At 49.0% G+C, this 26,654-nt stretch carries 26 protein-coding genes; 8 read left to right on the top strand and 18 right to left on the bottom strand.

Features of this window, described 5'->3' with window-relative positions; all coding sequences use genetic code 11:
* Positions 1 to 4 precede the first annotated feature (4 nt).
* The 9 genes from folC to gluQRS all read right to left on the bottom strand — a co-directional run bounded on the left by folC (position 5) and on the right by gluQRS (position 10,282).
* Positions 5 to 1,297, bottom strand: a complete 1,293-nt coding sequence (gene folC / locus HZU75_RS16055; protein ID WP_180306985.1) for a bifunctional tetrahydrofolate synthase/dihydrofolate synthase — start codon at positions 1,295 to 1,297, stop codon at positions 5 to 7.
* On the bottom strand, positions 1,297 to 2,163 hold the full coding sequence (gene accD, locus HZU75_RS16050) for an acetyl-CoA carboxylase, carboxyltransferase subunit beta (RefSeq protein ID WP_180306984.1): 867 nt from the start codon (positions 2,161 to 2,163) through the stop codon (positions 1,297 to 1,299). The genes folC and accD overlap by 1 nt, the downstream gene beginning before the upstream one ends.
* A 48-nt stretch (positions 2,164 to 2,211) precedes the next feature.
* On the bottom strand, positions 2,212 to 3,015 hold the full coding sequence (trpA, locus tag HZU75_RS16045; RefSeq protein ID WP_180306983.1) for a tryptophan synthase subunit alpha: 804 nt from the start codon (positions 3,013 to 3,015) through the stop codon (positions 2,212 to 2,214).
* A gap of 60 nt (positions 3,016 to 3,075) precedes the next feature.
* A complete protein-coding gene (gene trpB, locus HZU75_RS16040) occupies positions 3,076 to 4,281 on the bottom strand; it encodes a tryptophan synthase subunit beta (protein WP_180306982.1) in 1,206 nt (401 codons plus the stop codon).
* Positions 4,282 to 4,283: 2 nt separating this feature from the next.
* Complete coding sequence (locus tag HZU75_RS16035) at positions 4,284 to 4,913, bottom strand: phosphoribosylanthranilate isomerase (protein ID WP_180306981.1); 630 nt, start codon at positions 4,911 to 4,913, stop codon at positions 4,284 to 4,286.
* Positions 4,914 to 4,921: 8 nt separating this feature from the next.
* Positions 4,922 to 5,713: a tRNA pseudouridine(38-40) synthase TruA gene (gene truA / locus HZU75_RS16030; protein WP_228028107.1), complete on the bottom strand. Its 792-nt coding sequence runs from the start codon at positions 5,711 to 5,713 to the stop codon at positions 4,922 to 4,924.
* Positions 5,710 to 6,282, bottom strand: coding sequence for an energy-coupling factor transporter transmembrane component T family protein (locus HZU75_RS16025; protein ID WP_180306980.1), 573 nt, complete (start codon positions 6,280 to 6,282; stop codon positions 5,710 to 5,712). Before HZU75_RS16025 ends, truA begins: the two co-directional genes overlap by 4 nt.
* Positions 6,283 to 6,342: 60 nt before the next feature.
* Positions 6,343 to 9,120 (bottom strand): motility hub landmark protein FimV, encoded by a 2,778-nt coding sequence (locus tag HZU75_RS16020; protein ID WP_180306979.1) that lies wholly within the window; start codon positions 9,118 to 9,120, stop codon positions 6,343 to 6,345.
* 214 nt (positions 9,121 to 9,334) lie between these two features.
* Complete coding sequence (gluQRS, locus tag HZU75_RS16015) at positions 9,335 to 10,282, bottom strand: tRNA glutamyl-Q(34) synthetase GluQRS (RefSeq protein ID WP_180306978.1); 948 nt, start codon at positions 10,280 to 10,282, stop codon at positions 9,335 to 9,337.
* A 97-nt stretch (positions 10,283 to 10,379) separates the two neighbouring features.
* On the opposite strand from gluQRS, the gene fdxA reads away from it, so the two are divergent.
* The 5 genes from fdxA to rplI all read left to right on the top strand — a co-directional run bounded on the left by fdxA (position 10,380) and on the right by rplI (position 12,201).
* Positions 10,380 to 10,703, top strand: coding sequence for a ferredoxin FdxA (gene fdxA / locus HZU75_RS16010; RefSeq protein WP_180306977.1), 324 nt, complete (start codon positions 10,380 to 10,382; stop codon positions 10,701 to 10,703).
* Positions 10,704 to 10,810: 107 nt separating this feature from the next.
* Positions 10,811 to 11,173 (top strand): 30S ribosomal protein S6, encoded by a 363-nt coding sequence (rpsF, locus tag HZU75_RS16005; protein WP_180306976.1) that lies wholly within the window; start codon positions 10,811 to 10,813, stop codon positions 11,171 to 11,173.
* A 10-nt stretch (positions 11,174 to 11,183) separates the two neighbouring features.
* Positions 11,184 to 11,489 (top strand): primosomal replication protein N, encoded by a 306-nt coding sequence (priB, locus tag HZU75_RS16000; protein ID WP_180306975.1) that lies wholly within the window; start codon positions 11,184 to 11,186, stop codon positions 11,487 to 11,489.
* A gap of 10 nt (positions 11,490 to 11,499) precedes the next feature.
* Positions 11,500 to 11,727, top strand: coding sequence for a 30S ribosomal protein S18 (gene rpsR / locus HZU75_RS15995; protein WP_157315514.1), 228 nt, complete (start codon positions 11,500 to 11,502; stop codon positions 11,725 to 11,727).
* Between the two features lie 21 nt (positions 11,728 to 11,748).
* Positions 11,749 to 12,201: a 50S ribosomal protein L9 gene (gene rplI / locus HZU75_RS15990; RefSeq protein WP_180306974.1), complete on the top strand. Its 453-nt coding sequence runs from the start codon at positions 11,749 to 11,751 to the stop codon at positions 12,199 to 12,201.
* Positions 12,202 to 12,269: 68 nt separating this feature from the next.
* On the opposite strand, the gene tcdA is transcribed toward rplI, so the two are convergent.
* Together tcdA and phaR are read right to left on the bottom strand one after the other, a co-directional pair.
* On the bottom strand, positions 12,270 to 13,073 hold the full coding sequence (gene tcdA / locus HZU75_RS15985; RefSeq protein WP_228028106.1) for a tRNA cyclic N6-threonylcarbamoyladenosine(37) synthase TcdA: 804 nt from the start codon (positions 13,071 to 13,073) through the stop codon (positions 12,270 to 12,272).
* Between the two features lie 87 nt (positions 13,074 to 13,160).
* The gene (gene phaR / locus HZU75_RS15980; RefSeq protein WP_228028105.1) at positions 13,161 to 13,826 is read right to left on the bottom strand and encodes a polyhydroxyalkanoate synthesis repressor PhaR; all 666 of its coding nucleotides are present in this window, start codon (positions 13,824 to 13,826) and stop codon (positions 13,161 to 13,163) included.
* A gap of 204 nt (positions 13,827 to 14,030) precedes the next feature.
* On the opposite strand from phaR, the gene HZU75_RS15975 reads away from it, so the two are divergent.
* Positions 14,031 to 14,600 (top strand): phasin family protein, encoded by a 570-nt coding sequence (locus tag HZU75_RS15975; protein WP_180306972.1) that lies wholly within the window; start codon positions 14,031 to 14,033, stop codon positions 14,598 to 14,600.
* A gap of 82 nt (positions 14,601 to 14,682) precedes the next feature.
* Here HZU75_RS15975 and pnp read toward each other — a convergent pair whose 3' ends face one another.
* The 7 genes from pnp to rimP all read right to left on the bottom strand — a co-directional run bounded on the left by pnp (position 14,683) and on the right by rimP (position 23,600).
* On the bottom strand, positions 14,683 to 16,818 hold the full coding sequence (pnp, locus tag HZU75_RS15970) for a polyribonucleotide nucleotidyltransferase (RefSeq protein WP_180306971.1): 2,136 nt from the start codon (positions 16,816 to 16,818) through the stop codon (positions 14,683 to 14,685).
* 255 nt (positions 16,819 to 17,073) lie between these two features.
* Positions 17,074 to 17,343, bottom strand: a complete 270-nt coding sequence (gene rpsO / locus HZU75_RS15965; protein ID WP_180306970.1) for a 30S ribosomal protein S15 — start codon at positions 17,341 to 17,343, stop codon at positions 17,074 to 17,076.
* 100 nt (positions 17,344 to 17,443) lie between these two features.
* On the bottom strand, positions 17,444 to 18,349 hold the full coding sequence (gene truB / locus HZU75_RS15960; protein ID WP_228028104.1) for a tRNA pseudouridine(55) synthase TruB: 906 nt from the start codon (positions 18,347 to 18,349) through the stop codon (positions 17,444 to 17,446).
* The gene (gene rbfA, locus HZU75_RS15955) at positions 18,336 to 18,719 is read right to left on the bottom strand and encodes a 30S ribosome-binding factor RbfA (protein ID WP_180306968.1); all 384 of its coding nucleotides are present in this window, start codon (positions 18,717 to 18,719) and stop codon (positions 18,336 to 18,338) included. The genes truB and rbfA overlap by 14 nt, the downstream gene beginning before the upstream one ends.
* 159 nt (positions 18,720 to 18,878) lie before the next feature.
* Positions 18,879 to 21,584: a translation initiation factor IF-2 gene (infB, locus tag HZU75_RS15950; RefSeq protein WP_180306967.1), complete on the bottom strand. Its 2,706-nt coding sequence runs from the start codon at positions 21,582 to 21,584 to the stop codon at positions 18,879 to 18,881.
* A gap of 18 nt (positions 21,585 to 21,602) precedes the next feature.
* Entirely contained in the window at positions 21,603 to 23,075 is a 1,473-nt protein-coding gene (nusA, locus tag HZU75_RS15945; RefSeq protein ID WP_180306966.1) for a transcription termination factor NusA, read from the bottom strand.
* 90 nt (positions 23,076 to 23,165) lie between these two features.
* Positions 23,166 to 23,600: a ribosome maturation factor RimP gene (rimP, locus tag HZU75_RS15940; RefSeq protein ID WP_180306965.1), complete on the bottom strand. Its 435-nt coding sequence runs from the start codon at positions 23,598 to 23,600 to the stop codon at positions 23,166 to 23,168.
* Between the two features lie 218 nt (positions 23,601 to 23,818).
* Here rimP and HZU75_RS15935 point away from each other — a divergent pair, with 218 nt between their 5' ends.
* Together HZU75_RS15935 and HZU75_RS15930 are read left to right on the top strand one after the other, a co-directional pair.
* Positions 23,819 to 25,486, top strand: coding sequence for an AMP-binding protein (locus tag HZU75_RS15935; RefSeq protein WP_180306964.1), 1,668 nt, complete (start codon positions 23,819 to 23,821; stop codon positions 25,484 to 25,486).
* Between the two features lie 18 nt (positions 25,487 to 25,504).
* On the top strand, positions 25,505 to 26,647 hold the full coding sequence (locus HZU75_RS15930; RefSeq protein WP_180306963.1) for a PilT/PilU family type 4a pilus ATPase: 1,143 nt from the start codon (positions 25,505 to 25,507) through the stop codon (positions 26,645 to 26,647).
* The last annotated feature ends 7 nt before the right edge of the window (positions 26,648 to 26,654 follow it).

The following is a 26,654-nucleotide window of genomic DNA, read 5'->3' as shown; positions in this document are numbered from 1 at the left end:
ATTTTTATTGTCCACGTGCCTGCATCACTTCAGCCACAGTGAAGAAAGAACCAAAAACCAAGATTCTATCAGCTTCATTGGCCGCCTCACAGGCTGCATGGTAGGCTTTTTCGACTGAATCGTACTGACGCACTTGCGCACGAGGGGCTTGTTTCAGGATGATCTCGGCCAGATGATCGGACTGCGCCGCTCGCGGCAGCTTGGGCGCAGCCAGATGCCAGACATCAATTCGATCAGCCACTAGATCAATCACGCCAGCAATATCCTTGTCTTGCATCATGCCCAATACAGCATGGGTGACTGGATGAAAGCCCATATTATCAAGTGAAGCACGAAATACCGCTGCGGCATGGGGGTTATGCGCCACATCCAGCACTACAGTTGGCCTGCCGGGCAATACCTGGAAGCGCGCGGGCCACTCGACCTCCAGCAAACCACGTTTAATATCACCTAGACTAACCGGCAAATCACTCTTCACGGCCTCAAGCAAACCTAGTGCTAATGCCGCATTCGCCATTTGATATTTGCCGCGCAACGCAGGAATCGGCAATGCATTTTTGCGCACGCCTTGTGTGCTCCACCAAACCCACTGCTGCCCTTCGGCCTGCATCTCAAAGCCAAAATCGCGCCCGATTAATTGCAAATCGGCGCCAATCGTATTTGCCGTGTCAATGAGTGTTTGCGGTGGACGCGGATCAGCGCACAAAGCAGGCTTGTTAGCACGATAAACACCGGCTTTTTCTACCGCAATCGCTTCGCGCGTATCACCCAGATAGGCCTGATGGTCGATACCAATTGTTACTACGGCCGAAGCACTGGGCTCGAAAATATTGACCGCATCTAGACGACCACCCAAACCCACTTCCAGCACCATGGCATCAACTTGCTGAGCCATAAACTGATGGACCGCCGCTAGTGTGCCAAATTCAAAGTAGCTCAGTGAGACCTCGTCACGCACTGCTTCAATCGCCGCAAAACTACTTACAATGGCCTCATCCGAGACCGGCGTGCCATTAATGGCAATCCGCTCGTTGTAATGCAGCAAATGTGGCGAGGTGTAGGTGCCAACCTTGTAGCCAGACAGCGAGAGTATACGCGTCACCATGGCGCAAACAGAGCCTTTGCCGTTGGTACCCGCCACCGTAATGACTGGACAAAGCGGATAAAGCGCCAAACGTTGCTGAACAGTTTTGACGCGATCCAGCCCCATATCAATGGCAACTGGATGCAAGGCCTCTAGATAAGCCAACCACTCAGGCAAGCTCTGCGGCTGGCTTGTTACTACGCAATCCGACATTAATTTACCGCAGCTTGATTATTCAGCAAGGTCAGTACATCAGCCAAGCGCTGACGCAATTCACGGCGATCGACAATCATGTCGATAGCACCTTTTTCCAGCAAGAACTCAGAACGCTGAAAGCCTTCTGGCAAGGTTTCACGTACCGTTTGCTCAATCACGCGCGGGCCAGCAAAACCGATCAATGCACCCGGCTCAGCCATCACCACATCGCCCAAGAATGCAAATGAGGCCGACACACCGCCCATTGTCGGGTCGGTCAATAGCGAAATAAATGGCAGCTTTTTGTCGGCTAGCTTAGTCAAGATGGCATTGGTTTTGGCCATTTGCATCAAGGAATTGAGGCCTTCCATCATCCGTGCACCACCCGAAGCCGACACACAGATAAATGGCAAATCATTTTCAATCGCTACTTTGACGCCGCGCACAAAACGCTCGCCAACTACCGAACCCATCGAGCCGCCGATAAATTTGTACTCAAACGCGGCAACCACAACGGGCACCGACAAAATACTGCCCTGCATCACCACCATTGCATCGTCCTCACCGGTAGCGGTGGCAGAGGCCGTCAATTGATCGCTATAACGTTTATTGGCTTTAAATTTCAGAATGTCGACTGGCTTTACTTCCGAGCCAATTTCAAAACGGCCTTCAACATCAAGCAATTGGTTCAGTCGCGCCCGTGCTGGTACGGCATTATGAAAGCCGCATTTAGGGCAAACTTCCAAATTGTTTTCCAGATCAGAACGATACAGTACTGCACTGCAGGCCGAACATTTGCTCCACAAGCCTTCGGGCACCGCCGAAGTATTCGGTGTGGTACGGCTTTTGATTTTTGGGGGAAGTAACTTTTGTAACCAACTCATCGTGCTCTCCTCTGCCCTTAACGCGCTGGGCATTCATTCATACCCGGATTAAACGCGGGCTGTATCCATTGCAGCGCGTACGCCTGACAGAAATTCAGTAAGGCGTTCAGCCAAGCCTGCCTCACCTTGTTCAACTTCTTGCACCAATCGCGAACCAATCACTACAGCATCCGCAATTTTTGCAACATTTTTAGCCGATTCAGCATCACGAATACCAAAACCAACACCGATTGGAATATTGAGATACTGTTTCAAAAAGTCCAACTTACTCGCCACATTGGCGACATCCAGATTAGCCGAACCAGTAACGCCTTTGAGCGACACATAATAGACGTAACCACTCGCTAAGCGCGCGACTTCTTTAACGCGCGACTCAGGCGTGGTTGGCGCAAGCAAGAAAATCGGATCCAAACCATGTTTTTTGAATACAGTCACAGATTCTTCGGCTTCTTCCGGCGGCATATCCACAGTGAGTACGCCATCAACGCCAGCAGCCACCGCAGCGCTGGCGAATGCTTCGTAGCCCATCGCTTCAACTGGGTTGGCGTAGCCCATTAGCACCACGGGTGTCGTAGTATTAGTGGTACGAAATTGCGCCACATAGGCCAACACGTCGCGCAGCGATACGTTGTATTTCAACGCTCGCTCAGACGCACGCTGAATCACCGGACCGTCGGCCATCGGATCAGAAAACGGCACGCCCAACTCAAGAATATCAGCACCACCCGCCACGAGGGCATGCATCAAATTCACCGTGCTATCTGGATTTGGATCGCCCGCAGTAATAAAAGGAATCAAGGCCTGGCGGTTTGCCGCCTTGAGGTTTTGCATAACCAAATCAATACGTGACATAGGGTATATTTACCAAAGCAATTCTAGAAAAAGTCTAGGGGCGCATACCCCCAAACCCTATTAAAGTTGAATGCCGAGTTTTTTTGCAATCGTAGGGATATCTTTATCGCCACGGCCCGACAAATTCACCAGCAAAATTTCATCAGGACGCATTGTAGCGGCCATTTTTGCCGCCTGTGCCAGTGCGTGACTCGACTCAAGCGCAGGAATAATCCCCTCGTATTTGCACAAGTCATGGAAGCCTTGCATGGCCTCATCATCATTGATCGCTACGTATTCGGCGCGGCCAATGTCTTTTAAGTAGCTGTGCTCTGGGCCTACCCCTGGGTAATCCAGCCCTGCTGACATTGAATGGGTTTCACTGATCTGGCCATTTTCATCATGCATTAGATAAGAGCGCTGACCGTGTAACACACCCGCTTTGGCATTCGAGGTCAACGGTGCCGCATGACGCCCGGTTTCAACCCCATCGCCACCAGCCTCAACGCCGATCAGGCGCACGCCAGGCACATTGATATATGGATGGAAAATACCAATCGCGTTCGAGCCACCACCAACACAAGCAATCACCGCATCAGGCTGACGACCGAGCATTTCTTGCATCTGCACTTTACATTCCTCACCAATCACCACTTGGAAGTCGCGCACCAACTGTGGATATGGGTGTGGGCCAGCGGCAGTTCCGATGATGTAGTAAGTTGAATCCACATTGGTGACCCAGTCACGCATCGCTTCGTTCATAGCATCTTTCAGCGTACGAGTGCCCGACTCCACTGCAACTACGGTTGCACCGAGCAGCTTCATGCGGAAAACATTCGGCGCCTGACGAGCAACGTCTTCTGCGCCCATATACACAACGCACTCCATGCCATAGCGAGCAGCCACGGTGGCCGAAGCTACGCCATGCTGACCGGCCCCCGTTTCGGCGATCACGCGTTTTTTACCCATCCGGCGCGCCAGCAAGGCTTGGCCAATGGTGTTGTTCACTTTGTGCGCACCGGTGTGATTCAAGTCTTCGCGCTTCAGATAAATCTGCGCCCCGCCGATGGCTTTTGACCAGCGCTCAGCATGATAAATCGGGCTTGGACGACCAACGTAATGCTTCAGATCATGGCGATATTCAGCCATAAAAGCTGGGTCGTTAATGGCTGCCTCAAATTCGTGCTTGAGTTCTTCTAGTGCCGGGATCAAAGTCTCTGCGACATAAATGCCGCCGTGCTGACCAAAGTGTCCACGTGCATCTGGCTGCTGATATTTATCGTTCATCGTTATCTCACACTATGTACGGCATTAATGAATGCTTGAACTCGTTGTAAATCTTTGATGCCTTTGCTGCTTTCCACCCCACTGGATACATCCACTGCCCAAGGCTTCACTTTGCGGATGGCCTGCGCCACATTCTCAGGGTGCAAGCCCCCCGACAAGATGAGTGGCAGCGGCAGCCGCTCAGGCAACAAAGCCCAATCAAACGCCTCACCAGTCCCCCCTGGAACGCCATCCACCCAGGCATCAACCAGAAGGCCCCGACAGAGTGGGTGCACAAAACGTTGAGCGTATTCTACCAAATTTGTGTCAGGTTTAACCCGTATCGCCTTGATAAAAGGACGATCAAACTGAATACAATCGGATAAATCTTCATTACCATGAAATTGCAGTAAGTCGATTGCGCAACTTTCCAACACAGAACTTACAAAAGCAGGCTCCGCATCCACAAACAAGCCAACCACCGTCACAAAGGCGGGCAAGCTGGCCGATAATTGCGCAGCGGCTTCCCGAGAAACATGCCGCGGGCTGGGCGGATAAAACACCAAGCCAATCGCATCGGCTCCGGCTTCAATGGTTTGAAAAATAGTATCGCGATCACGCAGGCCACAAACTTTAATACGTGGAACGGGCATTTTCACTCTCAAATCAAGCCAAAGCGCTGCACAGGCTCGGTAGGTAAATTAAATTTGGCAGGGTAACTCACCCCAGTTAAATACAGACCATCAGGCATAAATGTCGGAGGAGCCACGCTGCGATTGCGCTGCTCGATTAGCCACTGCATCCATGCCGGATCTTCGTTACCTTTACCGATATGCAGCAACGCCCCCATGATATTGCGCACCATATGATGCAAAAAGGCCGTCGCAGAAAAATCAAAATAAATCAGATCACCATGGCTGCCGATGTCAATCTTGAGCATTTCTTTAACCGGAGATAAAGCCTGACATTCAGCAGCACGAAAACTACTAAAATCGTGCTCCCCCAGCAAAAAACGGCTGGCGGCATGTATCCGCTCTAAATCGAGCTCGTTATGTATCCAGCCCACCTGCCCCGCAAGCAAACTTGGTCGAATTGGGTGTTGCAACAATAAATACCGATAGTGGCGTGCTGTTGCTACAAATCGGGAATGAAACTCTTCTGGCACTTCTTGCGCCCATAGCACAGCTACACCGGATGGTAAGAAACTATTAACACCGCGCACCCATGCGGTAAGCGGCCGATTTGCAGGAGTATCAAAATGAACGATCTGCCGTGTTGCATGTACGCCCGCATCGGTTCGGCCCGCAGCATGCACACGAACGGAATGCCCTGCCATCTGACCAACTGCACGCTCCATTTCACCTTGCACGGTTGCCGCATCTGGCTGTACTTGCCAACCTTTAAAGGCACGCCCATCGTACTCTACTGCTAAAGCATAGCGTTTCAAATTCAAAGCTGGATATTCCCAATCAAGACCGTACCGATAATCAGCACAAGCTGCACCACTAAACAACACCCCTGCCAGACACTTAATCGGCACAAGTCAACGATAGATGTTTTTATCAGCCGCTGAGACTCAGGATTCATAATTTGCCGCATCAATTCGGTAAATGAAAATTTACGTTCAAGCAATTGCTCAGCACTTTCGAGAGTTAGCGCTAAACGCACCGAAAAGTGCAGCGCATCCAACCCAAAATGTGATAGCGGAAGAATTAAATAATACAAACCCGAGACTATATCGCTCTTGGATAGATTCGTCAGCATGATTTGCAGGCTGGCAGCAACAACCAATAGCCGTACACTTTGCTCGACACCTTCAAAAATGCCGCTTAATGTTGGAGAAAACCAAACTGGAAATAGATAAACCCCAGGAGTTGACCAGGCATAAACCGCAAAGATCGCCAACAAGAGCCAGCGCATTCTTGGCAGGCTTTTTAGCAGCCGCACTCTAGCGCGCATCCAGGCTGCAAGCAAAACAATAATGCAAAGCCCAAAAAGATAATGGCGCTCAAGTTGTGGCATACAAACAAGAAGCCACAACCAAAGCGCCAATAAATTTACTGCGTGGAATTTCAAAAGCTATTACAGATCCGCTAACAATGATTTCGCAATTTGCTGCTGCGGAGCAGAGCCTTCTTGCAGTGCTTCCTGCAAGATTTCACGCGCACCTTCAACATCGCCCATATCAATATACGCTTTTGCTAAGTCAATTTTGGTTTGCACAGGATCATCTGCCGCAAAATCCAGATCACCAGCAGCAGCAGCCTCGGTTAAATCAAGACTTATATCACCGAAAGTGGTATCAGCCTCCAACTCTGAAACAGCAGCAGACAAATCTTCTACAAGGGCCGGAGCATCGTGCTCGGCGGAACCAAGATCAAAGTCAAAATCGAGCTTCAAATCGTCAACAGCTGGTGCTAATGACTGGTCAAATGACGACAATGCAGTATCAGCAGCATCTTCTCCTGCAGTTTCTAAGACTGGCAAGTCAAACGAAAAATCGGCAACATCAGCCACAGGAGCATTATCTGAAATGATGGACTCTTGATGTCCCTCAAGAGCTGAGCCCAAGTCAAGGTCCAGACCCAATGTAGATTCCTGCACTTCATTTAGTAGCCCTGAGCTTAGCTCACCACCTAAGTCGATCGGCAAATCCAAAGCCATGAGTTCGCTGTCTGCTTCATCCACTGCGGGCAAATCATGCTCAACAGTTACAGGCGGCAAATCAATATCCAAGCCGAAGTCACTATCAGAAACTTGCTCAATTGCCTGCTCAACCGATTGCTCAACAGACAGGTTCAAATCAAGATCTCTGCTATCAACTTCTGTTGAATCCGACAAAACTGATGACTTAACTGCCTCGACCTCAGAATCAAAATCTAATTCAAAATCCAATTCATTGCTGGCCACCTGATTTACATCTGGTGCTGTTGGCTCATCAAGGCCATCAAGGTCAGCAACCTGTGAATTATGTTCAACAACAGTGGCTGCTACTGCTGTCGCAGCTACCGCAACACTGGTATCCACCAAGCCTGCAGGCTCTTTACGGTACAGCGGATTTTCAGGATCGATAGCGCGCCCATTCAGTGCAGCTTCACGCCAGTAATCACCCTGACCATTTGTCACCGCAAATAATGCCGATGCATGCTCTTCATACGCACCAGCATCACGACGAGCAGCATAAATATCAAGCAACTTCATGCGAATTTCATGTCGAGCAGGATCTTTATTCAGCGCATCTTTCAAAATCTCCTCGGCCTGAGCATCGCGACCGTAAGCCATATAGACTTCCGCCTCGGCAATTGGATCGACTTCATCAGTATCGATCGTGCCCAATCCTTGACGACTAAAATCAGTCAAAAAAGAATTTTCAGTAGCCTGAGTACTGATTACACCGCCACCTGTACTACCCAGTACAGTATTCGCCTTGAGATCGCCACCAGTAATAATACTATCTTCAAAAACCCCAGGCGTTTGCCGACGACGAGCCCACCACAGGCCGACACCGCCTAGCACTACTGCCAGCAGGCCACCACCTAGCGCCAATGAGTTCTCCATCAGGCCATCAACAAAGCTTGGCTCCTCGACAACCGGCGCCTCAACTTGAATGCGACGCTTTGGTTTTGCCGTTGCAACAGCAGCCGCACTAGCCACCTCTGATGCGGCAACAGCACCTGCTTCAGAGGCCGCAGAAGCGACAGCAACCGCCACCGAAGCAACCTCAGCTACCTTTGACGCTTTCGAAGCAGCCGCAGATGCTTTAAGTGCTGCCAATTTTTCCATGTCGGCCACATTTTTTTGCAATGCAGCCACGCGTTGATTTGCCTCATCAAGCGCCTTTTGACGAGTAGCAATTTCCTCTTCCAATGCCTGCAATTTTGCAGAGTCACCCGCTTTCTTGGCTGCGTCAGCAGCTTTGGAAAGTTTCAGTACATCCTTATTTGCATCTACAGCACTAGCCCCTTGATCTTGGACTTTAGCTGTAATTTTGCCACCCGCCTGCTGTTCATTTAGTGATTTTGCTGGAGCTTTAGCCGCGCCCTCTGCAAGTTTGCCGCGATATGCATTCCAGTCACCGGCCTGAACCTGAATCTCTTTGACGGCCTCAGCCTTACTCGTCTGCTTAAGTTGGTCAGCAGCTGGGACATTTAAAATTTTACCCGTTTTAAGGCGATTCATATTCCCATCGAACGCACTTGGGTTTGCCTTGTACAGCCCCACCAGCACCTGCTCAAGACTCACCCCAGAAGGCTGAACTTGGCGAGCGATAGATCCGAGTGTTTCGCCACTCTTCACCTTGTGCGCGTCGCCGCCGGCAGATTGACTCGAAGTACTAGCAACACTCTCAGAAGACTGCTTCGCAGTTGCTTCTGCGCTCTGACCAGACTCAGCTAGTGCAGCTGTTGATTTAGATTTTTTCGCCTTACTCCCTTTGATTACCCCTTTAACTTGGGTGCCAGGCAAATCACTCGATGCAAAACGAGCCTTATCGCCACTCGCACCACCGGTGTAATCAGCAGGATCTATCAAGGCGGTGTATTCTCGCTGGATACGACCAGCAGCCCAATTAAGCTCCACCAGCAGATCTAGAAACGGCTCCGTAATCGGCTGAGAAGAATTCACAACCACGTAATATTGGCCGTTTGATCGTTTTTCAATATTAAAACGCAGGCCAAGCGACGATGACGGGTAAGCAATTTGCGCATTGCTGTAGCTCTCAGGCGGAGCCAGACTAACAACCAAAGAATCGGCCTCATTCGGCTGCACCGACACCAAATCAATTTCACCTCGGAATGGCTGCCCTAGGCCGGATAAAACATTTAAACGACCTAATCCAGCCGCTTGGCTAATAAGAGGCATCGCTGCTATCGCAACGGCCAAGACACAAGCTTTAAATCGAGGTGATTTTTGCACGAGCAATCTCCGAAATCAGTAACTAACTTCTAACCTGTCTACCACATTCAAGTTATGTGAAAAAAACAAGATCTTGCAACAATAGAAAGCCAGCACTTTAAAGACACATTTAAAAATGCATACTATTCAACAATAAAACGAATAATACGGACATTTCAATCTATTGCTGAAATTTATATTCAAAATCGTCATCAAACGTGACAGCTACGCTACGTTTTTGCGGAATCCTTGCCGGATCCCAGTGCTGATACGCCCACTCCCAAACATCCGCAAGCGCTACAAAACGCAACCGCGGCGGTGGCGATTGCCACAACAAACTCAAGGCCTGCCACAGCTGCTCCGCCTCGACCCCCGATTGCAACGCAGGTGCCATGGTCTGCTTGCTAAGTTTCTCACCTTGCAAATTTGTTATGACAGGAATATGCAGATACTGCGGATGCGAGAAACCCAAAATTTCTTGCAAAAAAAGCTGCCTTGGCGTCGAGTCTAGCAAATCAGCCCCACGAACAATATGAGTCACCCCACAGTCAGCATCGTCCACAACAACCGCAAGTTGATAGGCCCACAACAAATCGGCACGTCGAAGTACAAAGTCCCCCACCATCGCAGCCAAGTTTTGCTGCTGCCTGCCTTGCACTTGATCGACAAAAGCATACAACTGATCAGGCACTTTCACCCGCTGAGCCAAGCCCGTACCATCAACATGACCAGCCCCTCTACAGCGACCGCCATACCGCAGACCATCTACGCCCACCAAACCATCTTCACGCAACGTTTTGCGCGTGCAAGAACACGGATACACCCACCCGGCCTCCTGCAAAGTCTGCAAAATCTCCAAATAACGTTCGTGTCGCTGACTCTGATAAACCACCGGCCCATCCCAACAAAAACCAAAGCGCTCCAAGGTATCAAGGAACGATTGAGTAGCCCCAGGGAACTCGCGCGGAGGATCTAAGTCTTCAACCCTAAGCAGCCAGACACCGGCATTCCGCTTGGCCTCCAAATAGCTGGCCACCGCAGCCATTAATGACCCCATATGCAGCAAACCAGTTGGACTAGGCGCAAATCGCCCAATATATGGAGTACGAGCCGAAAGAGTGCCGAGCATTTAATCCAATCACCACATTCAATTAGAAATAGGGCGGCGCTAGCCGCTCTGCTAGAATAAGCCCGAATTTTACTTTTTTTGGACATAAGGACAAGCAATGACTTACGTTGTGACCGATGCCTGTGTGAAATGCAAGTACAGCGACTGCGTAGACGTATGCCCAGTAGACTGTTTTCGCGAAGGGCCTAACTTTTTGGTAATCGACCCGGATGAATGCATTGACTGCACCTTGTGCGTTGCCGAATGCCCAGTTGAGGCCATTTATGCCGAGGATGATGTTCCCGTAGACATGCAAGACTACATTAGCCTAAATGCCAGCCTTGCCAAACAGTGGCCCATTATTATTCAGAAAAAAGACCCGCTCCCCGATCACGAACAGTGGGCAGGCATTCACGGCAAAATCGACCAAATCGAACGCTAAACCCCAGATCCTTGATCTATAGGCCAAAAGGTGCTATAGTCGCGAACTCTTAACCCTTGCCTGACCGTGGTCGCTAACGGCAGGCTGCAAACCACAAGGAGCAATACATGCGACATTATGAAATCGTGTTTATCGTGCACCCAGATCAAAGCGAGCAAGTACCTGCAATGATCGAGCGCTACAAATCACTGATCACTACTGGTGCTGGTTCTATCCACCGCTTGGAAGATTGGGGCCGTCGTCAATTGGCTTACCCAATTCAGAAAATCCACAAAGCACACTATGTGTTGATGAACATTGAATGCAGCCAAGAAACTTTGGAAGAAATCGAACATGCATTCAAATTCAACGATGCAGTTCTTCGTCATCTGACTTTGAAAACAGACGGCGCTGTAACTGAAGCATCTCCGATGATGAAAGAAGAGAAATCAAAATCTCTGACTCAAGGCGCTGACGTAGCAGCTGCCTAACTCGGAAAAATTGAATCAAAGAAACCATTTTTTAGTCGAAGGTCATTTACTGATCACAGACACTGTTCGCCACACGCCGGCTGGCATCGCGATGATTGAAGGATGGATTATTCATCAATCAGAGCAAGGCGAAGCTGGATTGCAGCGCAAAATCGATTGTGAAATGCCTTTTGTTGCACTTGGTGAGATCTGCGAGAAATTGCTAAAAACACCGAGCAAGCAAAACATTAAATGCAAAGGCTTTTTAGCCGCACGCAGCAGTAAATATCGACAAAGCATGGTTTTACACATTACCGCTTTTGAATATTTGAATTGAGGATTAGACAATGTCTCGCCAACTCTTCAAGCGCAGAAAATTCTGCCGCTTCACTACCGAAGGTATCGCTCAAGTTGACTACAAAGACGTAGCAATCTTGAAAGATTTCATCTCTGAAAACGGCAAGATTATTCCTGCACGTATCACTGGCACTAAAGCCAAATATCAACGTCAATTGTCGACTGCCATTAAATTGGCTCGCTTCTTGGCTTTATTGCCTTACACTGATCAACACTAAGACGAACGGGAGAAACTAATCATGCAAATTATCCTGCTCGAGAAAGTAGCGAATCTGGGTCAATTGGGCGACATCGTTAAAGTTAAAGATGGTTACGCTCGTAACTTCTTGATCCCACAAGGCAAAGCTAAACGTGCAAATGAAGCCAATATGGCTGCATTTGAAGCTAGCCGTGCAGAACTGGAAGCTAAACAAGCTGAAATCTTGGCTGAAGCTCAAGCTCGTGCCGCTAAACTGGAAGGCGCTGAAATCACTATCGCTCAAAAAGCGGGTGTTGATGGCCGTCTGTTTGGCTCAGTAACGAACCACGACATCGCTGAAGCCATTACCGCTTCTGGCGTTGCAGTTCAAAAATTTGAAGTACGTCTGCCAAATGGTCCTTTCAAAGCAATCGGCGAATACGAAGTTGCTTTGGCGCTGCACCACGACGTAGTTAGCACTATCAAATTGCAAGTTGTAGGCGCTGCTGCTTAATTGCTCGCACCCTAGATAATAAAAAAGCCGCGATACTTCGCGGCTTTTTTATTATCTAACTTGGCTTGTTATTTAAACGCCAAATACTTAAGCACACGCGAAACAGCCACCAAGCCAAATGTTGCCGTCACCGTCATTACGGCACCAAAACCACTCGCGCAATCCAATCGAACGCCCTCGCCAGCCTGCGGCTTTGCCGCACACACCGAACCATCCGCCTGCGGATAAACTAATTGCTCGGTAGAATACACGCACTCGACGCCCATTTTTTTACCGTTTTTAGCAAATCCAAAATCACGGCGCAGAATATTCCGCACTTTTGCCGCAAGCGGGTCTTGGATTGTCTTGCTCAAATCATCAACCTTGATCTGCGTGGGGTCGATTTGACCGCCCGCCCCACCCACAGTAATTATTTTGACCTTATGACGTCGACAAAAAGCAATCATCGCCGCTTTAGTCTTTACGCTATCAATACAATCAATCACATAATCATACCCGATTAAATAGTCACCAAAATTATCTTCAGCCACAAAATCCTCGATCAAGCGCAACTCAATATCAGGATTAATTGCCCGCAACCGTTCAGCAACAGCAGCCACCTTCATACGACCAAACTGCCCTTCCAGTGCTGGCAATTGGCGATTGGTATTAGAAATGCATACATCATCCAGATCAATCAAACCAACTCGGCCAATTCCTGAACGTGCAAGTGCCTCCGCCACCCAAGAACCAACCCCACCAACACCCACAACACACACATTTGCACCGTGCAAATTGGACAGACCTTTCACACCATACAAACGCGCAATCCCAGCAAACCGGCGCAAATATGCATCCTCTAACAACTCTGCCAACACAAGCTCCTCAAACAAATTCAGCTCCATTTGGAGCTGAATATACATAACTGGGTATATTACAAAAGACCAGACTAATAAAAGGTCCGGTTAAGATACCCTCAATTATTCATCAATTTTTTTGGTCGCACGCTTTCTTGGTGGCACTTTAGACTCAACGACAGCGACTTCATCAGCATCAGGAGCACTCGGAGGGGCCGTCGGGTGCAATGTGTCATTACCCGCCGGAGCAGCCTTAGGCCCGCCAGGCATACCAAAACCAGTAAACAGATGTTTGGCGCGCTCTTGTAGTTGCTGCTGCATTTCAACAAACATACTGGTACTACTTTCGAGATAATTGCCCATCATATTTTGAATTGCCGGCCCCTGGAACTTCATAAACTCGCCCCACAGATTGGCATTACTAAACATGGGATTATCAGCCCCCAACGTGGATTTAGTCTGATCTTGTAACTTCGATTGCATTTCAGCAAATAGCTGCATATTTTTTTCAAGATAATTGCCCATCAAGCCCTGCATTGCATGCCCATAGAAGCGAATAATCTGGGTAAGCACATCGTATGAGAACATTGGCATATTGCCAGCCTCTTCTTCCAGAATAATCTGCAGCAACACACTGCGAGTAAGATCCTCATTTGTTTTTGCATCTTGAATCGCGATATCAATCCCATCCAGAACCAATTGCTTTACATCCGCCAGCGTGATGTAACAGCTAGTCGTCGTATCGTAAAGACGACGATTGGGGTACTTCTTAATCACCCGCTTTTCCATATTTATTATCCTTTTCGCCGGCATTGAGTATTTATCTATTATCTAGTGATCAGCAGCGCAATGCCAGCACAACAATCATGGTGCATCGCAACAAAATACATTTGACAACACCCAAAAGCTGGACCACAATAGTTTTGCATTGTGCATCGCACCATAAGACCGGGTCTTCCGGTTAGCAGGCAACCTACCCTTGGAGATTTCGACATGACCACAGCACAGCAACAATACACCAACTTCGCAACCGAACAAGTTGAAACCGCACTGCGCTTTGCGCGCATCTCTCTTGATTCACTGGATCGTCTTGCCAAGCTGCAAGTAGAAACTGCAAAAAATGCACTCGAAGAGAATGCAAAAACACTTAAGCAATTAAGTGCTGTTAAAGATATTCAAGAAGCACTTGCTGCACGGCAAAAAATTGCTGATGCCGCTATCGAGCAAGCTACGGTGTACTCACGCAGCCTATATGAGATTTCATCACAAGCCCAAGCTGAATATTCAAAACTGATTGATGAGCGCAATGTTGAATTCAATAAAAGCGTAGTTTCAGGCCTTGATCGCTTTGTTAAAAATGCCCCTGCAGGCGCCGATGCAGCCGTCGCAGCAGTTAAATCAACTGTACAAGCTACCGCAGCAGCCGTTGATAGCTTAACTAAAGCTGCCAAGCAAGTTGCTGATTTTGCAGATGCCTCTGTAAAAGCTGCATCAACTGCCACTGCGGATGCTGTTAAAACTGCAGCCAAAAAAGCCAGCACCACCAATAGCACTAACGCTTAATTTTATAATCGTTAGCCAGTAAAAAAGGCACCGCTAGGTGCCTTTTTTGTTATGGGTATTTTAATGATGCCCAAGCAGCCACTTATTCTGCAGCTGGAACTTCTTCTGCCGCAGGAGCGGCTTCTTCATTCAGAACAGCCTTAATTGACAAGCGAATACGACCTTTTTCATCCTGCTCGATCACTTTAACGCGAACGATCTGACCTTCTTGCAGGTGATCAGCAACATTAGCAATGCGCTCATTTGCAATTTGACTAATGTGCACCAAGCCATCTTTACCCGGCATAATTGAAACGATGGCACCTACGTTTTTATCCAAGATCTTAACCACTGGACCTTCGTAGATTCGACCAATTTCAACTTCAGCAGTAATTTCTTCAATACGACGACGTGCCTCTGTGGCTCCTTCCGCTGACACTGAAGCAATTGTAATCGTACCATCTTCACTAATGTCGATTTGCGTACCGGTTTCCTCGGTTAAGGTACGAATTACCGCACCGCCTTTACCGATTACATCACGAATTTTCTCAGGATTGATTTTCATCGTGTAAAGACGCGGCGCATGCTCGCTCACTTCTTCCCGCGCGCCATCCAGAGCACCTTTCATGATGCTGATGATATGAACGCGCCCTTCTTTGGCCTGATCCAACGCAACCGACATAATCTCTTTGGTAATGCCAGTGATCTTGATATCCATTTGCAGTGCAGTAATACCGTTTTCAGTACCTGCCACTTTAAAGTCCATGTCACCGAGGTGATCTTCGTCGCCCAAGATATCCGACAGAACCGCAAACGCACTGCCTTCTTTGATCAAACCCATTGCAATACCCGCAACGTGATTTTTCATAGGCACACCAGCGTCCATCAGCGCCAAGCAACCACCACAAACCGACGCCATCGAAGACGAACCATTTGATTCTGTGATCTCAGATACCACGCGCATTGAATACGCGAAGTCTTCCTTGCTTGGCAACATAGCAACCAAGGCACGCTTCGCCAAGCGACCGTGACCGATTTCACGGCGTTTTGGCACACCTACGCGGCCAGTTTCACCAGTCGAGTACGGAGGGAAGTTGTAGTGCAGCATGAAGTTATCGGTGTAGCCACCATGCAATGCATCGATTTTTTGCTCATCAAGTTTAGTACCCAATGTCGCAGCGGCAATTGCTTGAGTTTCACCACGAGTGAAGAGCACCGAGCCATGCGCGCGCGGCAATACACCCGTGCGAATAGAAATCGGACGCACAGTGCGCGTATCACGACCATCAATACGCGGTTCACCGGCCAAGATCTGACCACGAACGATTTCAGCTTCCAAGCCTTTGAAAATTGACTTGATTTCGTTAGCTTCCAGCGTACCCGTTTCTTCAGTAATCAATGCTGCTTTTACCAAAGCCCAAGTCTCATTGATTTTCTGAGTGCGAACTTGCTTTTGACGCAATTTGAATGCTTGCGACACGCCTTCAGCGGCGATCGCGCGCACTTTGGCGATCAATTCTTCATTTTTTGCTGGTGGAGTCCAATCCATCAATTCTGGATTAACTTCGTCGGCCAATTCATTGATCGCGTTAATCGCCACTTGCATTTGCTCGTGACCGAACACTACAGCACCAAGCATTACGCTTTCTGATAATTCGTTCGCTTCAGACTCAACCATCAATACCGCTTGGTTCGTGCCTGCAACGACCAGATCCATTTGACTGTCTTTCATTTCAGACAAGTCTGGACACAAAACATACTCGCCGTTGATATAGCCAACGCGTGCAGCGCCAATTGGGCCATCAAATGGAACACCTGAGAGCACTAAGGCAGCAGACGCGCCAATCATTGCAGGAATATCTGAATCGACTTCAGGATTGATCGACATCACCGTCGCGATGATCTGGATGTCGTTGTAAAAACCTTCTGGAAACAATGGACGAATTGGTCGATCGATCAGACGGCTAGTTAGAATTTCTTTTTCACTTGGCTTGCCTTCACGCTTGAAGAAGCCACCAGGAATTTTACCAGCAGCATAGGTACGCTCTTGGTAATCAACAGTCAGCGGGAAAAAATCTTGGCCCGGTTTTACATCACGCGCAGCAACAACGGTTACCAGAACGCAAGTATCGTCCATGTTAACCATAACGGCGCCAGTAGCTTGACGTGCGATTTCACCAGTTTCGATGGTGACGTTGTGTTTGCCAAAGGCAAAAGATTTGCTGAATTTATTGAACACGTTCTGTCCTTTTTCAATATATCTGCGACCTAGATAATGGTTTATTGCTGCGATGGGGGTCAGCCAAAACAATTTAAACAGCTAATCGCTTTGCCCAAGGCCAATTCCGGCACAACCAACCTTTGCTCTACCGCCGGAATCGCTATTGGGTAGAAGCAAAGAATATGAAATCTGGAGAATAATTTGCGCGCTTCGATGACAACAGTGAAGCAGAAAAGAAAAAGTCGCAGCTTTGGGCTGCGACTTTGGGCTGAATTACTTACGCAGACCCAGCTTAGCAATCACATTGCGGTAGCTATCTACGTTAGTGCGTTTGAGGTAGTCCAGCAAACGACGACGGCGAGAAACCATTTTCAACAAACCACGACGTGAGTGGTGGTCTTTTTTGTGTTCTTTGAAGTGAGGGGTCAGATCGTTGATACGTGCAGTCAACAATGCGATTTGAACTTCAGAAGAACCAGTATCGCCAGCAGCGTGTTGGAACTCTTTAACGATTTCAGCTTTCTGTGTAACTGTTACAGTCATTTTACTACTCCATTAAAGGTCAGTATTTTTAACTACCGACCAAGACAAGCTAAATTGAGCATGACCCCAATTAAGCTCCATTAGCTGCGAAGGGCAAAACTTAACCCGTTGACAGCAGACGTTTGGATCGCAGCACGCCATCAGCGCCCACTTCACCCAAACCGATAAAACGAGGATTATCCTGATTTTCGGGTACGGCGTAAAGTTTAACTTCACCCAACGGCGCGCTTTTCATATCACGCACAGGCACCCCATTACAAATGAGTGCTACTTGCGCCGCATTCAAATGCAGCTCAGGCAAATTGCTAAGCAACGACTCTTCCGGCAACAATAGTTGATCACGCTGATCAAGCTCCATTGCAATAAATTCATCCAGGCCAATCGCATCTTCCAAACGAAAACCGCCGGTCTCCGTTCGACGTAAACCCGTAAGGTATGCGCCACAACCCAAAGCCAAACCTAAATCTTGAGCCAATACCCTGATGTATGTGCCTTTTGAACAGCGCACATCAATAATCAAATCCGGAGCCTGATACGAAATCAGAGTGATGTCATAAATCGTAATCGGCCTAGCTTTGCGCTCAAGTTCAACCCCTTCACGGGCATATTCATACATCGGTTTTCCAGCGACCTTCAGCGCCGAATACATCGGTGGCGTTTGCAAAATTGGGCCGACAAATTGCGCTATTGCGGCTCTCACCGCATCAATCGACTCAGGGGCATCACCCGTCACAGTGATTTCGCCCTCAGCATCCAGCGTTGTTGAGGTTTCACCGAAACGCACATAAGCACGATACGCTTTATCAGCATCGAGCATACGCTGGGCAAATTTGGTCGCCTCACCAAAACAAAGCGGCAACAAGCCGGTTGCATAAGGATCGAGCACACCAGTATGCCCGCCTTTTTCGGCCTGAAATAACCAACGGCACTTATTCAGCGCTGAAGTGCTACTCATGCCAAACGGTTTATCTAGTAGCAGAACACCATTGAGTTTACGCTTGGCCATTGTCATCCGGCGCCTTTGGGAGCGCATTAGCTTCTTGGATTTTTTTTGCCAAATTCATGCCGTATTCAATCGATACATCGTATTCAAAATGCAACTCTGGCATTTTATACAACGAAATACCGCGTGAAATTTGGGCCCGCAAGAAACCTTTGGCACGCAATAACAACGCCGCGATTTCTTCGCGCAAGGCTTCATCACCCATAAAGGTATAAAAAATCTTGGCATGCGAGTAGTCACGCGTTACCTCTACATCGGTAATTGTAATTAGCGATGCCTGAGGATGATCGAGCTCAGCACGAATCACTTGCGCCAAATCACGCTGGATTTGCTGCGCCACCCGATCGGCACGGGTAAATTGCTTATTAGCCATAGATATATCCGAGAATACTTTGTGGCGTAGCGCAACCTCAATGGCAAGGCACCCAACGCAACATTTATAAAATGCAAAAAGCGCAAGCACAGATCAATCGACCCGCCTTGCGCCATGATGTCAGGGCAACGCCAGTCGCCCTGAGCAAGTCATCGATGTTTACAGTGTACGCGCAACTTCGATCACTTCGAAGATTTCCAATTGGTCGCCCACTTGCAAATCGTTGTAGTTCTTCAGCTGCAAACCACACTCAAAGCCAGCCTTAACTTCTTTGGCTTCGTCTTTAAAGCGTTTCAGATTCTCAAGCTCGCCGGTATGGATAACAGTGTTGTTACGCAGCAAGCGCACGCCTGCTGAACGCTTCACCAAACCTTCCATTACCAAACAACCTGCAATCGTGCCGACTTTAGATACAGTGAACACCTGACGGATTTCAACCATACCCAGAATCTGCTCACGACGCTCTGGCGCCAACATCCCTGACAAGGCAGCCTTAACTTCATCAACCGCATCGTAAATGATGTTGTAGTAGCGCAGATCTACGCCTTCAGCTTCAGCTAGCTTACGAGCAGCCGCATCTGCGCGGACGTTAAAGCCAATCACAACAGCCTTAGATGCCAGCGCCAAATTCACGTCAGACTCGGAAATACCACCCACCGCGCAATGCAAGACCTGAACACGGACTTCGCTGGTCGAGAGTTTTTGCAAGCTTTGCGCCAACGCCTCGGAAGAGCCCTGCACATCGGCCTTGATGATGATTGGCAAGTTTTGCACTTCGCCTTCGGCCATTTGCGCAAACATGTTTTCCAATTTCGACGCTTGCTGACGAGCAAACTTCACATCACGGAATTTACCCTGACGGAACAAGGCGATTTCACGCGCCTTTTTCTCATCAGCCAAGACCATGGCGTCTTCACCAGCCGCCGGCACTTCAGACAGACCCAAGATTTCAACAGGAATCGACGGGCCCGCTTCGTTAATCTGCTTACCGTTTTCATCCAGCATTGCACGAATACGGCCATACACCTGACCCGCCAAGACGGTATCGCCTTTACGCAGAGTACCGGACTGAACCAGCATCGAAGCCACCGGGCCACGACCTTTATCCAGACGCGCCTCAATCACGATACCTTTCGCCGGGCCGTCGATTGGTGCCGTTAACTCCAGCACCTCAGCCTGCAATAAGATGGCGTCAAGCAATTCATCAATGCCCAAGCCCTTCTTCGCAGAAACAGGCACGAACTGAGTTTCACCGCCCCACTCTTCAGGCACCACTTCTTGCGCCACCAACTCTTGCTGAATGCGCTCAAGGTTCGCCTCTGGCTTATCGATCTTGTTCACCGCAACAACGATAGGCACACCCGCAGCTTTGGCATGGTGAATCGCCTCAATCGTTTGCGGCATCACGCCATCATCCGCAGCCACCACCAGCACCACGATATCAGTCAGTTTGGCACCACGCGCACGCATCGCAGTAAATGCCTCGTGACCTGGGGTATCCAAGAAGGTAATCATGCCCTTACCAGTTTCAACATGGTAAGCACCGATATGCTGGGTAATGCCACCCGCCTCACCTGCGGCCACCTTGGCGCGGCGAATATAATCAAGCAGCGAGGTTTTACCATGGTCAACGTGACCCATTACGGTTACAACAGGCGCGCGTGAAATTTGCTCATGATCTGATTTTTCTTCATCACCGAGATAAGTCTCAGGATCATCAAGCTTGGCAGCTTTCGGGATATGCCCCATTTCTTCAACCACGATCATCGCAGTTTCTTGATCCAGCACCTGATTAATGGTCACCATCATGCCCATTTTCATCAGCGCCTTAACCACTTCAACGCCTTTTACTGCCATTTTGTGCGCCAAATCAGCGACAGAAATAGTTTCAGGCACATCCACTTCATGCGTTACTGGCTCGGTAGGCGCTTGGAAAGCATGGGCATTGTTATCCTGCTGCTGCGACTGTTTCTTGCCGCCTTTTTTGCTTTTCCAATCATTACCCGTATCGCCGCCACGGGTTTTAATGCCTTTTTTATTGCGACCATCATTCCAACCACCTTTTTCATCTTTCTTAGGTGCATTGGATGTTTTTTTATCAGCTGGCTTGGCAGCAGCTGGCGCAGGTGCCGCTTTTTCAGGCGCTTGCATTGGGGTATCTTTCGGGCGACGGAAATCAACTCGTGCACCGATACGCGGGCGATCGTTTTCATGCCCAGGTTTTACATGCGGCTTCACTGCAGGTTTTTGTGCTGGTGCAGCCTCCACCTTTGGCTCAACTTTCACTTCAGGCTTAGCTTCAGCCTTCGGTTCAGCTGGAGCAGGCTCAGTAACTGGCTTAACGTCTACCGGCGCAGCAACAACCTCAACCTTCGTTGGCTCAACCGCCTTTGCTTCGCGGTTTTGTTTTGCACGCATTTCCGCTGCTTGGCGTTCAGCTAGTTCATTTTGACGTTTGGCTTGCGCCTCACGAGCCAAGCGCTCCGCTTCATCAATCACCGGCGCAACTGACGGTGCGACAGCAGCTGACGCATTATTTGCGGGAGCTACTGGCGCAGCAGCTGCAATAGCTTCAGGCGCTACAACGCGCTTTTTACGCACTTCAACCTGAATGGTTTTGGCTTTACCCGTTGCATCCGTTTTGCGAATTTCTGTGGTTTCTTTCCGTGCAATCGTGATTTTTGGTTTATCACCAGCTGCACCGTGCTTTTGCTTCAAATGATCAAGCAAACGGGCTTTATCTTCTGCTGTCAATGTATCTTCCGCATTGCGCTTTGCAACGCCAGCCGAACGCAGTTGCTCCAAAAGCTCCTGCGTTGGCATTTTTAATTCAGCAGCAAATTGGCTGACTTTGGGTTCACTCATAGATTACTCTCCCGCGCCTTAAGCGAACCAATGTTCGCGCGCTTTCATGATTAGTTGTTTGGCGGCTTCTGCGTCGATACCAGTCATTTCGGTTAATTCATCGACAGCCAACTCTGCCAAATCATCACGGGTATGTATGTCTTTCTCAGCCAATGCAGCAGCCAAGTCTGGCGTCATACCTTCCAGCGTTTTCAGGTCTTCCGACTGGTGCTCCAGCTTTTCTTCGCGCACGATGGCTTGCGTTAGCAAAGCATCGCGAGCACGGGAACGCAGCTCGTTTACGGTTTCTTCATCAAACGCTTCAATTTCCAACATCTCGTTCAGCGGCACGTACGCCACTTCTTCCAAGGTATTAAAACCTTCTTGAACCAGTACGTTGGCCACATCTTCATCAATATCGAGCGCCTGAACAAACAGCGCACGCACTTTGGTGAATTCTTCTTCGTGTTTTTGCTCAGCCTGATCAACCGTCATAATGTTCAGCTTCCAGCCAGTCAATTCAGCAGCCAGCTTCACATTCTGACCGCCACGGCCAATCGCCATCGCTAGATTGTCTTCGTCAACCACAACATCCATACTGTGGTTATCTTCATCGACAATGATCGAATTCACTTCTGCCGGCGACAGGGCATTGATCGCAAACTGCGCAGCATCACTAGACCACAGCACAATATCGACACGCTCGCCGGCCAACTCGTTACTTACAGCATTAACACGAGTGCCACGCACACCGATACAAGTACCTTGCGGGTCAACGCGCTGATCATTTGACTTCACCGCGATCTTGGCACGCATACCAGGGTCACGAGCAACGCCTTTCAACTCGATCAGATTGTTTTCGATTTCTGGCACTTCCAATTCAAACAACTTGGCCATAAATTCTGGCGCCACACGGCTCAGCACGAGCTGTGGACCACGCCCCATGCGATCAATGCGGAGCAAGAATGCCTTGATGCGGTCACCCACGCGCAAATTTTCTTTTGGAATCATCTGGTCGCGTGGCAAAACGGCTTCCAGCTTGCCCATTTCAATAATGGCATTACCGCGCTCGATGCGTTTGATGCTGCCGGAAATAATATGCTCACGACGCTGCAAGAAATCATTCAGGTTTTGCTCGCGCTCAGCGTCGCGGATTTTTTGCAAGATCACTTGCTTGGCAGCTTGTGCGCCAATACGGCCAAATTCAATCGGCTCCAGCTCTACTTCCCAAACGTCGCCAACCTTCAAATCAGCACTGTAATCTGGGGCATCCGTAATGGCGATTTGGCGAGAAGGTTCTTCATGATCGTTATCTTCAACCACTTCCCAGACACGGAAACTGCGATGCTCGCCGGTTACACGATCAATAGAAACGCGCACTTCAACTTCTTCTTCGTAGCGTTTTTTAGTAGCAGAAGCGAGCGCCATCTCCAACGCACCAAAAACCACTTCTTTTGCAACATTTTTTTCGTGCGCAAGTGCTTCAACCAGCACTAGAATTTCACGATTCATTGATATTTTCCTCCGGCGTCATGCTGTGCCATATAGTCGGGCAAACTGTAAAAACTGCGATGTAAAGCGGCGAACCCTTGCACCAGACAATTAAAATTGTGGCTCAATGCGAACGCGATCAACCTGAGCTAACGGCAGATTCAAAACCTCACCATTCACATCCACCACCACACACTCATCAACCAAGCCCTTAAGCTGGCCAACTAAATTGCGGCGACGATCAGGCAGCGGCAAACGCAGCTTTACTTTCACCATCTGACCGGCAAATCGTTCAAAATCAGCCGGCTTTTTAATCAAGCGATCCAATCCAGGGGACGACACCTCAAGACGCTCATAGGGAATTTCCTCAACCATAAACAAGCGAGTCAGGTGATTACTCACCGCAACGCAGTCATCAATGGTTACGCCGCCTTCTTTGTCGATAAAAATGCGCATCAAGCCATTTCCACCCAACTCAAAGTCGACTAGTTCGTACCCTAAACCCGGCAGGGTGCTATCCAATACAGATTGTAAATTAACCGCCATGACTTCTTTTTAAGCTCCACAAACAAAAAATGGGCTGCAATACCTGCGCCCATTTGTAAGCACTCCCGAGCCAAAGAATCCCAGCGATTCTCGGAACTACGAGATTTTTGGCAATTCTAACAGAAAGTTGCTGTCAGCGAAACACCACTCGCGCTCAAATCAGTTGAATTCAAACGCGGTTTCCCCCTACATTAGAAAAGTCGCAAGGAGAGTGCCCAATGAGCAATACCGAAAAAGTCTGGCTAGCTAACTATCAAGTGGGCGTAACCGATCAAATCAACTTAGATGAATTTGCCTCGATCCCACAAGTAATCGAGCAAAGCGTGGCCAAATATTCGCAGCGCCCCGCGTTTATCAACATGGGCAAATCAATTAGCTATCAAGAACTCGACACCCTTTCGATGCAATTTGCAGCTTACCTGCAACAAAGCTTACGCCTACCACGTGGCGCAAGAGTTGCAGTCATGCTGCCGAACATTCTGCAATATCCAATCGCAATTTTCGGTATTCTGCGCGCAGGTTACGTCGTGGTAAATGTAAATCCACTCTACACGCCGCGCGAGTTAGCCCACCAACTCAAAGACTCCGGAGCCGAAACAATTATAATTTTGGCCAACTTTGCGCACACACTAGAATCCATCATTAGCCAAACCCTAATAAAAAATACGATTGTCTGTGAAATCGGCGATCTACTTGGCTTTCCCAAGCGGCTTCTGGTCAACACCGTCATACGCCACATCAAAAAAATGGTGCCGAAGTATACTCTTGCCGGGCATATTACTTTCAACGAGGCCATTGCTGATGGTTCACGACATACCCTAGAAAAAGTCGAACTCAACCACGCCGACCTTGCCTTCTTACAATACACTGGCGGAACTACAGGCGTAGCCAAGGGAGCCATGCTCAGTCACGGCAATATCGTCGCAAATATGCAGCAAGCCCACGCATGGATTCGGCCGGCAGTAGAAGAAGGCAAGGAAGTCATCGTTACGGCCCTGCCGCTTTACCATATATTTTCACTCACTGCGAACTGCATGGTATTTAGTAAAATTGGCGCCACCAATCTACTTATTACCAATCCACGCGACATTCCGGGCACCATCAAAACCATAGCGAGCTACCCGGTTACCTGCATGACAGGGGTTAACACCTTATTTAACGCGCTACTCAATAACCCCGACTTTGCCAAGCTTGATTTTTCTCACTGGAAACTCGCGCTAGGCGGTGGCATGGCAGTTCAACACGCAGTGGCTGACCGCTGGAAAAAAGTAACCGGCGTCACACTGGCCGAAGCCTATGGCTTAACCGAAACCTCGCCTGCAGCGATAATCAACCCCATCAATATCAAAGAATACAATGGCATGATCGGCTTGCCGATACCGCAAACTGAAGCCCAGATTCGGGATTCGAACGGCCAAGCACTTCCCGCCGGACAACCCGGCGAGCTGTTTATTCGCGGACCTCAAGTAATGCAAGGATACTGGCAGCGCCCCGAAGAAACCGCCGAGGTATTAGGCTCAGACGGCTTTTTAGCAACCGGTGACATCGCAATCATGCAACCCAGCGGTTACTTCCAGATTGTTGATCGCAAAAAGGATATGGTGTTGGTCTCTGGATTTAATGTTTACCCTAATGAAATCGAAAATATCGTCGCAGAATTGGACGGCGTACTTGAAGTGGCCTGCATCGGCGTACCCGATGATAAAACAGGCGAAGCTGTGAAAGTCATCATCGTCAAGAAAGACCCAAACCTCAGCAGCGATGATGTTACGCAGCATTGCCGCAAGCATTTGACTAATTATAAAGTTCCGCGCGTAATCGAGTTTCGTGACAGCCTACCCAAGTCAAATGTGGGTAAAATACTGCGACGGGAATTACGCGACTAAAAAACACCGAGGATAGAAATGAACTTACTGCCTTTTTTCAAGCTAATGGCCGAGCGCAATGCCTCCGATCTGTTTTTGGCAGCGGGCTCGCCCATTGTGATCAAGATTCAAGGCACCTGCCACCCCGTCAACAATCAGGTCCTCAGCGCAGAACACGTCAAACAACTGACCTACCAACTCATGGGGGCCGACCGCGTCGCGGCATTCGAGCGAGATCTCGAAATGAACATGGCCTATCCGATTCCTGAGCTAGGCAACTTCAGGATCAATGTATTTAAAAGCCGCGGCACGGTGGCACTTGTCGCACGGTACATCAAGCCGCGCGCCGATACGCTGGAAGAACTATCAATGCCCGAGTTGCTTAAAGACCTGATCATGGAAAAGCGCGGCATTATCTTAGTTGTTGGCGCCACTGGCTCTGGGAAATCATCCACAGTATCGGCGATGCTGGAACACCGCAACGAGAACCACAGCGGTCACATCTTGACCATGGAAGACCCCATCGAATTTATCTACAGCCACAAAAAATCTTTAGTTAATCAGCGTGAAATTGGCACCGACACCCACAGCTACCACGATGCGCTGCGCAATGCGATGCGTGAAGCGCCCAATGTTTTGATGCTAGGTGAAATCCGCGACCAGGAAACCATGACGTACGCCATGCAATACGCACAGGCCGGGCATTTGTGCATTTCTACCCTACACGCAAACAACAGCTACCACTCGCTCAGCCGGATTGTAAATTTCTACCCACAAGAAGCACGCGAATCACTACTGTATGACATGTCAACCTCGCTAAAAGCGATTGTTTCGCAGCGGCTGGTCAAAACCAAATCAGGCAAACTCAAGCCCGCCGTTGAGGTGATGCTCAATACCAATCGCATTGCAGAATTGATCCGCAATGGCGAACTAGCAGACATCAAAGAAGCCATGGAACAAACCCTGGCAGAAGGCTCGCAAACGTTTGAGCAATCGCTGTATCGCATGTATCGTGCGGGTGAAATCGAGCTGGATGAAGCACTTCGTAATGCTGACTCGGCAACCAACCTCTCTTGGATGGTCAACAACGCTCAAACCGTTGCTGAGCAAGAAGCCGCACGTACCAAGGCAAAGCCACAGCCAGCAGAAGAAACACTCAACTTCGATATGCCACTCCATTAACGCCTAA

The sequence above is a fragment of the Chitinibacter fontanus genome, assembly GCF_013423785.1.
GTDB lineage: Bacteria > Pseudomonadota > Gammaproteobacteria > Burkholderiales > Chitinibacteraceae > Chitinibacter > Chitinibacter fontanus.
Note: the sequence above shows the minus strand (reverse complement) of the source record. Positions and strands in the feature narration are given on the sequence as shown.